The organism is Streptomyces sp. NPDC019396 (assembly GCF_040632375.1).
GTDB lineage: Bacteria > Actinomycetota > Actinomycetes > Streptomycetales > Streptomycetaceae > Streptomyces.
Genome location: NZ_JBEYBS010000005.1, coordinates 212,675 through 225,037, shown reverse-complemented (window position 1 = coordinate 225,037; position 12,363 = coordinate 212,675). Strand labels below are relative to the sequence as shown.

At 71.0% G+C, this 12,363-nt stretch carries 13 protein-coding genes; 6 read left to right on the top strand and 7 right to left on the bottom strand.

All coding sequences use genetic code 11. The annotated features are described in order from the left end of the window. Positions 1 to 111: 111 nt before the first annotated feature. Together ABZ532_RS08025 and ABZ532_RS08020 are read right to left on the bottom strand one after the other, a co-directional pair. On the bottom strand, positions 112 to 1,374 hold the full coding sequence (locus ABZ532_RS08025) for an Ig-like domain-containing protein (RefSeq protein ID WP_361280348.1): 1,263 nt from the start codon (positions 1,372 to 1,374) through the stop codon (positions 112 to 114). A gap of 217 nt (positions 1,375 to 1,591) precedes the next feature. Beyond that, positions 1,592 to 1,957 carry a hypothetical protein gene (locus ABZ532_RS08020; protein ID WP_361280347.1) on the bottom strand — a complete coding sequence of 122 codons (366 nt, stop codon included), beginning with the start codon at positions 1,955 to 1,957 and terminating at the stop codon, positions 1,592 to 1,594. A gap of 119 nt (positions 1,958 to 2,076) precedes the next feature. On the opposite strand from ABZ532_RS08020, the gene ABZ532_RS08015 reads away from it, so the two are divergent. Beyond that, positions 2,077 to 2,400, top strand: a complete 324-nt coding sequence (locus ABZ532_RS08015; RefSeq protein WP_361280346.1) for a hypothetical protein — start codon at positions 2,077 to 2,079, stop codon at positions 2,398 to 2,400. Between the two features lie 95 nt (positions 2,401 to 2,495). On the opposite strand, the gene hutH is transcribed toward ABZ532_RS08015, so the two are convergent. The 5 genes from hutH to ABZ532_RS07990 all read right to left on the bottom strand — a co-directional run bounded on the left by hutH (position 2,496) and on the right by ABZ532_RS07990 (position 8,634). After that, positions 2,496 to 4,049, bottom strand: a complete 1,554-nt coding sequence (gene hutH / locus ABZ532_RS08010) for a histidine ammonia-lyase (protein WP_361280479.1) — start codon at positions 4,047 to 4,049, stop codon at positions 2,496 to 2,498. 75 nt (positions 4,050 to 4,124) lie between these two features. Then, positions 4,125 to 5,267, bottom strand: a complete 1,143-nt coding sequence (locus tag ABZ532_RS08005) for a GGDEF domain-containing protein (RefSeq protein WP_361280345.1) — start codon at positions 5,265 to 5,267, stop codon at positions 4,125 to 4,127. Between the two features lie 53 nt (positions 5,268 to 5,320). Further along, entirely contained in the window at positions 5,321 to 6,124 is an 804-nt protein-coding gene (locus tag ABZ532_RS08000; protein WP_361280343.1) for an enoyl-CoA hydratase-related protein, read from the bottom strand. 271 nt (positions 6,125 to 6,395) lie between these two features. Beyond that, a complete protein-coding gene (locus ABZ532_RS07995; protein WP_361280342.1) occupies positions 6,396 to 7,643 on the bottom strand; it encodes an adenylate/guanylate cyclase domain-containing protein in 1,248 nt (415 codons plus the stop codon). Between the two features lie 139 nt (positions 7,644 to 7,782). Beyond that, positions 7,783 to 8,634, bottom strand: coding sequence for a biotin--[acetyl-CoA-carboxylase] ligase (locus ABZ532_RS07990; RefSeq protein ID WP_361280341.1), 852 nt, complete (start codon positions 8,632 to 8,634; stop codon positions 7,783 to 7,785). A 267-nt stretch (positions 8,635 to 8,901) separates the two neighbouring features. Here ABZ532_RS07990 and ABZ532_RS07985 point away from each other — a divergent pair, with 267 nt between their 5' ends. From ABZ532_RS07985 to ABZ532_RS07965, 5 genes are all read left to right on the top strand, one after another. Next, entirely contained in the window at positions 8,902 to 10,497 is a 1,596-nt protein-coding gene (locus ABZ532_RS07985) for an acyl-CoA carboxylase subunit beta (RefSeq protein ID WP_361280340.1), read from the top strand. Between the two features lie 21 nt (positions 10,498 to 10,518). Further along, the gene (locus tag ABZ532_RS07980) at positions 10,519 to 10,725 is read left to right on the top strand and encodes an acyl-CoA carboxylase epsilon subunit (protein WP_361280339.1); all 207 of its coding nucleotides are present in this window, start codon (positions 10,519 to 10,521) and stop codon (positions 10,723 to 10,725) included. 67 nt (positions 10,726 to 10,792) lie between these two features. After that, complete coding sequence (locus tag ABZ532_RS07975) at positions 10,793 to 11,401, top strand: GNAT family protein (protein WP_361280338.1); 609 nt, start codon at positions 10,793 to 10,795, stop codon at positions 11,399 to 11,401. An 82-nt stretch (positions 11,402 to 11,483) separates the two neighbouring features. Continuing rightward, entirely contained in the window at positions 11,484 to 11,612 is a 129-nt protein-coding gene (locus ABZ532_RS07970) for a hypothetical protein (RefSeq protein ID WP_361280337.1), read from the top strand. Between the two features lie 62 nt (positions 11,613 to 11,674). Next, the gene (locus tag ABZ532_RS07965) at positions 11,675 to 12,292 is read left to right on the top strand and encodes a nucleoside triphosphate pyrophosphatase (RefSeq protein ID WP_361280336.1); all 618 of its coding nucleotides are present in this window, start codon (positions 11,675 to 11,677) and stop codon (positions 12,290 to 12,292) included. Positions 12,293 to 12,363 lie beyond the last annotated feature (71 nt).

The window sequence follows — 12,363 nt, the reverse complement described above, 5'->3', positions numbered from 1 at the left end:
CCGCGCGGGTAGACTCGGCCCGCCACCCAACCTCCCAGGTTCAGGGTGAGCCCCCCGTTACGCGTTATCCTCATGATCGCGTTCCGCGCTGTCTGTGGCGGCAGCGGAGGCTCAGACCGCCGAGCCTGCCTTCCAGTCGGCCCAGCCCATGTTCCAGCCGTTGAAGCCGTTGTCCGGCTGGATCGTCTTGTCCTTGGAGTTCTTCACGACCACGACATCGCCGACGATCGAGTTGTTGAAGAACCAGGCGGCGGGCTGGTCAGGATCGCCCGCGCCCTTGACGTCGTTCAGACCGACGCAGCCGTGGCTGGTGTTGACGCTGCCGAAGACGCTGTCGTCGCCCCAGTAGTTTCCGTGCACGAACGTGCCGGACGAGGACAGCCGCATGGCGTGCGGGACGTCCTTGATGTCGTACTCGCCCTTGCCGTCGTCGTCCGTGAAGCCGACGGTGGCACCGTTCATCCGGGTCTCCTTGAACTTCTCGGAGATCACCATCTGACCGTTGTAGGTCGGGTTCTCGGGCGAACCGGCGGAGATCGGGATCGTCTTGATCGTCTTGCCGTCCCGGGTGACCGTCATCGTCTTGGAGGACGCGTCGACGGTGGAGACCTGGTTGCGGCCGATCTTGAAGGTGACCGTCTTCTGCTGGACCCCGTACACACCCTCGGCACCCTCGACGCCGTCGAGGTTCAGCTTCATGGAGACGGTGGAACCGGCCTGCCAGTACTGGTCGGGGCGGAAGTCGAGCCGCTGGGAGTTGAACCAGTGGCCGACGATCTCCTGACCGCTGCTGGAGGTGACGGTGATACCGGACTGGACGGCCTTGCGGTCCGTGATCGCCTTGTTGAAGTTGATCGAGACGGGCATGCCGACACCGACGGTGGAGCCGTCCTCGGGCGTGAAGTTCCCGATGAAGCTGTTGTCGGGCGAGACCGTGGTGAAGGACGCGTTCTCGTGGGCTTCACGGCCCTCGGAGTCCTTGGCGGTGGCCGCGATCTTGTAGGTGGTCGCGCGCTCAAGCTGCCCGTTGGGCTGCCAGCTCTTGCCGTCGGAGGCCAGGGTGCCCTCCACGGCCTTGCCCTCCGCCGTGGTCATGGTGACCTTGGTGAGCTCACCGTCACTGACGGTGACCTTGGTGCCCTTGTTGATACTCGCGTTGTTCGCGCCGTTCTTCGGCGAGATGACTATTCGAGCGTCGGACGTGTCCTTGGCCGCCTCGGCGTCGACCTGGTCCTGTGAGTTCTTCGAGCCATCGGCGGCGGCCTTGTCGGCACTGCTGCTGCATCCGGTGAGCACCAGAACACTGCCGAGCACCACGGACGCGGCCGCGAGGGCCCTGCGCCGCTTGCTGTCCGTCATCACACGCTTCTCCATCGTCGCCGATCTCTGTCCAACGCACTCAAGAAGACCCAGAAAGGGCCGTCCGGTTCCACATCTGACGAAAGATGTGGGCAACACCACTCATCGACGCGAGCCGCGCCGACGCGGTTGCAACCGGGTGTTCCGTTTTCGCAACAGCCCCCTCCCCGGGGGCCCGCATGGGGCCACCGGGAGGGGGCCCGGCCTCACTTCTGCCCAGCACTACCGCCGGTCACGCGTGCTCGTGGCCACCAGCACCCTCAGCGCCTTCGGCTTCCTCATCGCCCTCATCATCGAGGTCCCACTCCTCCCCCTCCGCGTCGGGGTCGTAGTCGACCTGCTCGCAGCTCCAGGAGGCCTGCGCGAGATCGACTCCCGGGACGTCGCTGAGGAGGTCGAACGGGTCCACAAGGTAGGCGAGAGCCTCCGCGGAGTCCTCGAGCACCGCGGAGCGTGCGTGGGTGCGCTCGTCGTCATGCATGTACTCGTCCGCTTCGATGCGCTCGGTGGCGGCGGAGGCCAGCGCTTCCGGTTCCGCGACCTCGAGTACCAATTCGACATGCAGCCGCACATAGCGTGAAGTCTCAGAAGTGGTCATACGACGGAGCGTAAGGCCCGGGGCCGCCGGCACTTTCCTGCGACCCGCTGCATTCATTAGCATCGCGGCAGCACCACCGTACGCGGCCAATTCGCCGCTGTCGCAAGGGGAATCTTCACGTGTCCGTCGCTCGCCGCCCGCTGCTGACCGCCACCGCGGCCGGGACCCTGCTCTGTGCGCTGTGGTTCGTCCCCTCGGCGAACGCGACGGCGGAGGACGAGAGTCCGAAGACAGCCGGAACGCAGTCCGGAGCTTCCGCTTCCGGGCCGGAAAACGGGCCTTCCGGCCTCGTGGCGCAGGGCCAGAGCGGCGGCACGCCGCTGCGCCTCGCCGACACGGGCACCGTGGACACCACCCCGTATCTCGTCGGCGGTACCGCCTTCGTCGGTATCGGCGCCGGATTCGTGTCCTTCGCCATGCGCCGCGGTGCGCGCGCCTTCTGACGTGCTCCGGCGCCGGGCCCCGGTCCGGCTCCGGACCGGATGACCGAGGCGCCCGGGTACGGTCCGTACCCGGGCGCCTGGGCGTGCGGCCGGCGTCAGGCCAGCGGCCCCGTCACCGGCTCGACGGCGGCCACGAGCCCGCCGTCGCGTACGAACGCCTCCGTGGCGGCCAGTTCGGGCGCGAGGAAGCGGTCGGGGCCGGGGCCCTCGACACCGGCGGACCGCAGGGCCGTGATCGCCGCGCGTGAGGCGGGAGCGGGGCTCAGGCTGCGGCGCAGCTCGATCGCGCGGGTCGAGGCGTACAGCTCTATGGCGATGATCCGGGTGAGATTGTCGACGGTGGTGCGCAGCTTGCGGGCCGCGGACCAGCCCATCGACACATGGTCCTCCTGCATCGCGGAGGACGGGATCGAGTCGGCGGACGCCGGTACGGCGAGCCGCTTCATCTCGCTGACCAGGGCGGCCTGGGTGTACTGGGCGATCATCAGACCCGAGTCGACACCGGCGTCGTCGGCGAGGAAGGGCGGCAGGCCGTGGGAGCGGTTCTTGTCGAGGAGCCGGTCGGTGCGGCGCTCGGCGATGGAGCCCAGGTCAGCGGCGGCGATGGCGAGGAAGTCGAGGACGTACGCCACGGGCGCGCCGTGGAAGTTGCCGTTGGACTCGACCCTGCCTTCCCCGGAGCCCTCCACCAGGACGACGGGATTGTCGACGGCGGCGGCGAGTTCGCGCTCGGCGACGAGCTGGGCGTGCGCGAGGGTGTCCCGGCCCGCTCCGGCGACCTGCGGGGCGCAGCGCACCGAGTAGGCGTCCTGGACGCGGGGGGCCTCTTCCTCCTGGAAGTGGCCGGTGAGTTCGGAACCTTCCAGCACGGCGCGCATGTTGGCGGCGGATGCTGCCTGGCCCGGGTGGGGGCGGATGGCGTGCAGCTCGGGTGCGAGGACCCTCGGGGTGCCGAGGAGCGCTTCGAGGCTGAGCGCCGCGGTGATGTCGGCGGAGGTGTAGAGCCGCTTCAGATCGGCGAGGGCCATGATCAGCATGCCGAGCATGCCGTCGGTGCCGTTGAGGAGGGCGAGGCCTTCCTTCTCGTGCAGCTCGACGGGCTTGATGCCGTGCGCGGCGAGCAGCTCGCCCGCGGGGCGGAGGGTGCCGTCGGGGCCCTCCGCGTCGCCCTCACCCATCAGGGCCAGCGCGCAGTGCGACAGCGGGGCGAGGTCGCCGGAGCAGCCGAGGGAGCCGTACTCATGGACGACGGGGGTGATCCCCGCGTTGAGCACGTCGGCCATGGTCTGGGCGACCTCGGGGCGCACGCCGGTGTGGCCGGACGCCACGGTCTTCAGCCGCAGGAACATCAGCGCCCGCACGACCTCGCGCTCGACGCGCGGGCCCATGCCCGCGGCGTGCGACCGCACGATGTTGCGCTGGAGCTGGGTGCGCAGGTCATGGCCGATGTGCCGGGTGGCGAGCGCGCCGAAGCCGGTGGACACCCCGTAGACCGGCTCGGGCCTCGCGGCCAGCGCGTCGACGACCTGGCGGGCGGCGGCGAGTGCGGTGCGCGCGTCCTCGGTGAGCTCGACGCGCGCGTTTCCACGGGCGACGGCGATGACATCCTCGACGGTGGTCCCGGACGTCCCCACCGCGACAGTGTGCATATCCATATTCAGCACCCTACGGACTGAATCTGTCTCTGTCACCACCCGTCCCTGGAGGGATGCCCGGGGCGATCCCTACGGGGGTGCGTCACGGAAGCGGCGCCGGTCCTGGGAGGTGGCCGGGGGCGTGTCGGCGAGCGGGAGCACCGTGTCATCACGACCCGCCACCACCGGTCCGCGTGAACGGGCCGCCTTCGCCCGGTACTGGGCAGCGTCCGCGAGACGGAAGAGACGGCGGGCCGAGCGGACCGGGCCGATCGGGTCGCCGGTCGACGCGACCCCGCACGCCACGCCCTCGCCGAGTTTCAACTCACCGGCCCGCTGGCAGAGTTCCTCGGCCACCTTCACCACGTCGTCCGCCGAATGGCCCACCGTCAGCAGACAGAACTCATCGCCGCCCAGCCGCGCGGCCAGCGCGCCCGGCAGCATCGCCCCGCACAGCGACAGCACCGAGCCGAACCGTTCGAGCAGCCGGTCCCCCGTGGCATGGCCGAGTGTGTCGTTGACCTTCTTGAGGCCGTTCAGATCGCAGACGACCAGCGAGACCACGGACCGGTCCTCCCGGTACCGCTCGATCGCCGCGTCCAGGCGTACGTCCACGGCCCGCCTGTTCGCCAGCCCGGTCAGCGGGTCCGTGAAGGCGAGGCGGCGCACCTCCTCGAGGCGCTCCTGCTGGGCGATCCCGGCCGCCACCACGGAGGCCACTACGGTCGCGAAGTCGGCGTCGTCCCGGCCGAACACCGGCCGCTCCGCCGCCCTGGCCACATACAGCTCACCCCAGGCCCGCCCGTGCAGCACGATCGGCGCGACCACACAGCAGCCCCGCCCGCGCCGGCGCAGCGCGTCGACGCGGTGGTGGCTGTAACCGTGCCCGCCCGACTCGTCGACCGTGGGGCCCCCCGCCGTCTCGACCCAGGCCCGCGGGGCACCACCCCCGGCCCACTGCTCGTGCAGAAACTCGGTGATCTCCGGGAAGCGGTGCACGGGGTAGGTCTCGCCGTCCGGGAACTCCTCCTCGTCCGGCGCCCGGTCCCCCGCGTTGACCAGCACCTTCAGCCGGCCCAGGTCCCGCTCCCAGACCGACAGCGCGGCGAAACTCCCGCCCAGCGCCTCGCACGCCCCCATGGCCGCCGCCCGCCATGACTCACGCGGAGTGTGCGCGGCGGCCATCGACTGCGCGAGCGCCACCACGGCCCGCAGCCGCACGTCCTCACCCATCACCCCAGCTTAGGGTCCTTCGGACATCGGGGGTGATTTCACCCTCTCCCAGGTCACTCTCCCGGCCACTGGGGCTTGCGCTTCTCATTGAACGCCGCGACCCCCTCCGCGCGGTCCCCGGAGAACGCCACCGAGCGCCATGCGGCGTCCTCGACCTCGAGCCCGGCCCGCAGGTCCAGGCCGTGCCCGAGCCGCATCGCGCGCTTGGCCGCGCGCAGGCCGACCGGCGAGTTCGCCGCGATCCGTGCGGCAAGCTCCATCGCGGCGGTACGGGCCTCACCGTCCGGCTCGGTCAGCTCATCCACGAGGCCCAACTCCCGGGCCTCGACGGCCTCCACGCGCCGTGCTGTGAAAACCAGCTCCGCCGCCCGTGCGGCACCCACCCGGCGCGGCAGCAGCTGTGTGCCGCCACCGCCGGGGATCACACCCACCGACACCTCGGGCAGCCCCACGACGGCGGTGTGGTCGGCCACGATGACATCGCAGGAGAGGGCCAGCTCGAAGCCACCGCCCAGGGCGAAGCCGCGCACGGCGGCGACGGTCGGCATCGGGAGCTCCAGCACGCCCGTGTAGGCCGCGCGCGCGGTCGGCCGCTGCCGTACGAGCTCGGCATCCGTGAAGGAGTTGCGCTCCTTGAGGTCGGCGCCCACGCAGAAGGCCCGGTCGCTCGACGAGGTCAGCACGGTCACCCGCGCCGATGAGTCCGCCGCGAGGGCCTCACAGGCCGCGCCGATCGAGCGCGCCATGTCGGTGGAGACCGCGTTCATCGCCTTGGGCCGGTCGAGCACCAGCTCCGCGACATGGCCGCCCTCGTGGCGGCGTACGACGACGAACTCCCCGAAGCGCTGCTCGGACATGATCAAGCCTCCCGGCGGTGTTAACGATGGTTCACCGGGAGGTGATACTAGGCCCTGTCCGGGCGGTTCTGGAGGGGCAGCCCGCCTCGTCGGACCGCGCGAGGCCGCCCGGTCCCTGCGAGCCCGGGGACGGGATCGCGCCAGGCCCTCCGCGCAGAGGGGAGGCGTCGCCGGGCGGCTCCGGCACGCAGCGTGGGGGTGCCCCCCGCCGAAGCCGGAAGAGCGCCGTAGCCCGGCGTCGAAGGGCCCGAGAAGGCAGCCCCGACAGGGCCTAGGACCGCCTCGTCAGCAGCCAGGGTTCCACGACACCCAGTCCACGGACCGGCCGCTGCCACATCGGCTGCATGGCGAAGCGGTACTTCGGCGGCGGCGCCGCGCCGTCACCCTTCGCGCCCTCCCCGCCTTCCTTTTCGGCCATGGCCGCCTCTTCGGCGGCCTGGGCCTCCGAGACCGGCGCGTCGCCGGTGCGTGCCAGCTCCTCGGCGAACGCCCCGTCCACCAGGACGGCGTCCCTCGGCGCTATCGAGGTGAGCCTGCTCGCCAGGTTCACCGTCGTACCGAACACGTCGCCCATCCGCGTGGTGACCGTCCCGAACGCGATCCCGACCCGCAGCGCGGGCATCGTCTCGTCGTGGGCCATCGTCTCGACCAGCCGCATGGCGATCTCCGCCGCCGTGCCCGCGTCGTCCCCGGCGAAGAGCACCTCGTCGCCGAGGGTCTTGATCAGCCGTCCGCCGTGCGCGGCCACCAGATCGGCACAGGTGGTCTCGAAGGACTCCACGAGCTCGCCGAGCTCCTCCTCCTCGAGGCGCCGGGTCAGCCGGGTGAAGCCCACGAGGTCCGCGAAGCCTACGGCGAGCCTGCGGTCCACCATCTCCTCGTCGTCGGCGGCCTGGACGACCCGGCCGGTCGCGGCGGCGAGCTGGCGCCGCCACACGTAGACGAGGAACTCCTCCAGCTCCGGCAGCAGCAGCTCGACCAGGGGGTACGTGACCTCGGTGCGGGTCATGCCGGGCTCGGGGGGCTCGGTCAGGCCTTCCAGGAACGAGTCGATCTGCCACTCCGCGAGCCGCGCCGTGGTCTGTCCGGTGGAACGGGCCACCTGCACCGCCATGGGCTCGCTCAGCAGTCCCGCCTCGACCAGACCGGCCAGTCGGCGCAAGGCGAGTACGTCGGCTTCGGTGAGGGCCTTGGCCTGCCCGATGTCGGCGAATCCCATGGCCCGCCAGAAACGGGAGGCGAGGTCCATGGACACACCGGCGGTCCTGGCGGCCTGGAAAGGCGTGTAGCGGCGGTCCGCGCCGAGGATCAGCTGTTCCAGCCGAATGGCGAGGGGGTCCTTGGTCGGCTCCGCCGTGTGGTCGACCTCGTGGTGGGGGGTGGGGTAGACCGAGTCCGACGACTGCTGCTTGCGCCCGCCCGACGAGCCACCGGACCCGCCAGAACCGGACGACCCGGATCCACCGGAGGACCCGGTGGCGCCCGCGCCGGAACCGGAAGTCGTGTCGTCGACGGTCACCGGCCGCCTCCTGCCCGTTCCCTGCGCACTGCCCTGCCGATCTGTATGCCGTGCCGGTCCGCGTACCTCGCGAACCCACCGGCGCGCCTCAACGATACGGCAGGTGTGCCCTAGCTCACGTCCGGGTGGCGCACCTGGGTCAGCCGCCCGGACGCAGGTGCACGATGTCACCGGCTCCGATGGGGTGATCCTCGCCGTCCGGGGTGGTCACGACCAGACGTCCGTCCCCGTCTATGGCGACGGCCTCGCCGATGAGGGTGCGGTCGCCTGGCAGTTCGACCCGGACCCGCAGACCGAGGGTCGAGCAGCCCGCGGCGTAGGCCTCCTGGAGCCGTGAGCGGTGCGGGTCGCCGTTGAACGCACGCCACTTCCCGTACCAGTCCTCCAGCGAACGGAGCAGTGCCCGCAGCAGCGTGTCGCGGTCGGTCGAGATCGCGTCGGCGAGGGCGAGGGAGCCCGCGCCCGGCACGGGTAGCTCGTCCTCACGCAGCGTGACATTGATGCCGATGCCGATGACCACACCGTCGTTGCCGACCCGCTCGGCGAGGATGCCGCCCGTCTTGCGCTCCTCGCCGCCGACCTTCACCAGCAGGTCGTTCGGCCACTTGAGAGCGAAGTCCGCGCCCGCGGCCCTCGCCAGACCCGTCGCGGCGGCGACACCGGTGAGCAGCGGCAGCCAGCCCCAGCGGGCCACGGGAACGTCCGGCCTGAGCAGTACGGAGAGGAAGAGCCCGGAGCGCGCGGGGGCGGTCCAGTTCCGGTCGAGGCGTCCACGGCCCGCGGTCTGCTCCTCGGCGACCAGCACCGCGCCCTCCACGAGCCCTGCGGCCCGGGCGGAAAGATCGGTGTTGGTGGATCCGGTCGACTCGACGATGTCGAGGGAGGTCCACAGCCCACCGGGACGCAGCAGGGCGCGGCGCAGCGCCGTCGCGTTGAGCGGGGGCCGGTCGAGATCGGACCAGCGGCCTTCGGATGCTGCGGGAGGCGTCATGTCGCACAGCTTGGCCCCTTTCGGTCCGGGAATGCGAACAGGGGGCACGGCCGGACGGCCGGACGGCGCCCCCGCGCGCGTCACACACGGCCCCCGCGAAGACGCGTCCCGTCACTTGCGCAAGCTCAGCGCGGTGTGGCAAACGCCGCACTGCGCCGCCGTATCCACGCCGATACGCTACGAGCCAGTAGCCGATCCCCTTACCCCTATCTCACCCCCACTTTTCTTCCCCCGTACCCCCGTGACCAGCCAGGGAGCCGCAGCGCGATGTCCGAGCCGGCAGAGCCTCAAGAGATCGACATCCACACCACCGCTGGCAAGCTCGCGGACTTCCAGCGCCGCGTCCACGAGGCGACCCACGCGGGTTCCGCGCGTGCCGTCGAGAAGCAGCACGCCAAGGGCAAGCTGACGGCCCGTGAGCGGATCGAACTGCTCCTCGACGAGGGCTCGTTCGTGGAGCTGGACGAGCTCGCCCGGCATCGTTCCACCAACTTCGGCCTGGAGCAGACCCGTCCGTACGGAGACGGCGTGGTCACCGGCTACGGCACGGTGGACGGGCGTCCGGTGGCGGTGTTCTCGCAGGACTTCACGGTCTTCGGCGGGGCGCTGGGCGAGGTGTACGGCCAGAAGATCGTCAAGGTGATGGACTTCGCGCTGAAGACGGGCTGCCCGGTGGTCGGCATCAACGACTCCGGCGGCGCCCGGATCCAGGAGGGCGTCATGGCCCTCGGCATGTACGGCGAGATCTTCCGCCGCAACACCCACGCATCGGGTGTGATCCCGCAGATTTCACTGGTCGTCGGCCCCTGCGCGGGCGGCGCGGTGTACTCCCCGGCCATCACCGACTTCACGGTGATGGTGGACCAGACCTCGCACATGTTCATCACCGGCCCCGACGTCATCAAGACGGTCACCGGCGAGGACGTCGGCTTCGAGGAGCTGGGCGGCGCCCGTACCCACAACACCACCTCGGGTGTGGCGCACCACATGTCCGGCGACGAGAAGGAGGCGATCGAGTACGTCAAGTCCCTCCTTTCCTACCTGCCGTCGAACAACCTGTCCGAGCCCCCCGCCTTCCCCGAGGAGGCCCTGCTCGACCTCACCGACGAGGACCGCGAGCTGGACACGCTGATCCCGGACAGCGCCAACCAGCCGTACGACATCCACACCGTCATCGAGCACGTCCTGGACGACGGTGAGTTCCTCGAGACCCAGGCGTTGTTCGCGCCGAACATCGTCACCGGCTTCGGCCGGGTCGAGGGCTTCCCGGTCGGCATCGTCGCCAACCAGCCGATGCAGTTCGCGGGCTGCCTCAACATCGACGCGAGCGAGAAGGCCGCCCGGTTCGTGCGCACCTGCGACGCGTTCAACATCCCGGTGCTGACCTTCGTGGACGTGCCCGGCTTCCTGCCGGGTGTCGACCAGGAGTACAACGGCATCATCCGGCGCGGCGCCAAGCTGATCTACGCCTACGCGGAGGCGACCGTCCCGCTGATCACCGTGATCACGCGGAAGGCCTTCGGCGGCGCATACGACGTCATGGGCTCGAAGCACCTGGGCGCCGACCTGAACCTGGCCTGGCCGACCGCGCAGATCGCCGTCATGGGCGCGCAGGGCGCGGTGAACATCCTGCACCGCCGCACGATCGCGGCGGCGGGCGACGATGTGGAGCAGGTGCGCGCCGAGCTGATCCAGGACTACGAGGACACGCTGCTCAACCCGTACACCGCGGCCGAGCGCGGGTACATCGACGCGGTGATCATGCCGTCCGACACGCGTGCGCAGGTCGTGCGGGGGCTGCGTCAGCTCCGGACGAAGCGGGAAAGCCTTCCTCCGAAGAAGCACGGCAACATCCCCCTCTAGGACCGACCGGAAGGAGCCGCTGTGATCAAGGTCGTACGGGGCAACCCGACTCCCGAGGAGCTGGCCGCCGCACTGGCGGTGGTCCAGGCGCGCGCCGCGGCGACGGCCTCGGCCGCGTCCGGCGCGCCGAGGGTGCCCGAGGAATGGTCGGACCCGGCCAGGATCGCCCGGGCGCGGGCACGGCAGCCGGGCCCGCGGGCGTGGACGCGCACGTTCTGGCCTGCCTGAACGCCCGCCTGAGCCCCCGTCCGAAAACCGAAGGACGCTGGACGGGTCGGCCGGACACAATGCGTCCATGACCGACCCTGTCCCTGCCCTGGCCGGGCCCGACTTCCGCAGCAAGCCCACGCTGAGCGGGCCCCGGGTGCTGCTCCGCCCGGTCACGGCGGACGACGTGCCCGCGCTGCTTCCGATGTTCCATGACCCGGAGGCGTCCCGGCTCACCGGCAACCATGCCGGCGGCGGCGACGCACCCGACGAGGCACGGCTGCGCGAGTGGTACGCCACCCGCGGGGACCAGGACGACCGGCTGGACCTCGCCGTGGTCGACCGGGCGACGGGGCACGTCGTGGGCGAGGTGGTGCTCAATGTGTGGGACCCGGGCAACGAGAGCTGCAACTTCCGCATCTGCCTCGTGCCCGGCACGTACGGGCAGGGCCTGGGGACGGAGGCGACCCGGCTGATCGTCGGCCACGGCTTCGAGAAGCTGGGACTGCACCGTGTCTCACTGGAGGTCTACGCGTTCAACCCCCGCGCGCGCCGCGCCTACGAGAAGGTCGGCTTCGTCGCCGAGGGCGTGCTGCGTGACGCGCTGCTGTGGGAGGGGGAGCGGGTGGACGCGACGGTGATGTCGGTTCTGGCGCCGGAGTGGTCCAGGCACCGGGGCATGCCGGCGGTGCCCTGACACGGGCGGCAGGACCTCGATTTCCGGCGCTTGAGTACGCGTACTCAGGCGCCGGGGGCCGTCCGGGCCGCACGATGGAAGCATGCTCTGGTCAGACCCGAAGGATGAACCGCCCCAGGAGCTGCGCGACATGGAGGTGATGTTGCGCCGGGCAGGCGTGCTGCTGGCCCTTGTGATGATCATCGGCATGATCATCGTGGGCCTGCGCTGAGCGCCCTGGCAGCGCTCCCCCGAGCTCCGTTCCCGGCACCGCGACACGCCCGGCCCCCTACGATGACCCGCATGACCGATCAGCAGCGCCGCCGTCTCGTACTCGCCTCCGCGTCCCCCGCCCGTCTCGGGCTGCTCCGCGACGCCGGCCTCAGTCCCGAGGTGATCGTCAGCGGGGTCGACGAGGACGCCCTGACCGCGCCGAGCCCCGCCGAGCTGGCACTGGTGCTCGCGGAGGCGAAGGCCGCCGCCGTGGCCGAACGGGCGGAGGCGGCCGGGTCCCTGGTCATCGGCTGCGACTCGGTGCTCGACCTGGACGGCGAGGCGCTGGGCAAGCCTGCCGACGCGGAGGAGGCCATCGCCCGCTGGAAGGCCATGCGCGGCCGGGCGGGCGTCCTGCGCACCGGGCACTGCGTGATCGACAACGCCACCGGGCAGCGCGCTTCGGCGACCGCGTCCACCACGGTGAACTTCGGCGACCCGACCGACGCGGAGATCGCCGCGTACGTGGCCAGCGGCGAACCCCTCCGCGTCGCGGGCGCGTTCACCCTGGACGGCCGCTCGTCGTCGTTCGTGGACTCCATCGAGGGCGACTACGGCAACGTCATCGGGCTGTCGCTGCCGCTGCTGCGACGGCTGCTCGGCGAGCTCGGGATCGGGATCACGGACCTCTGGGTCTGAACATCCGGGCAGGACGTACCCGTCTGGGCACCCGGTCAGGACGCGGACGTCTGGGCGCCCGGTGCACGGCG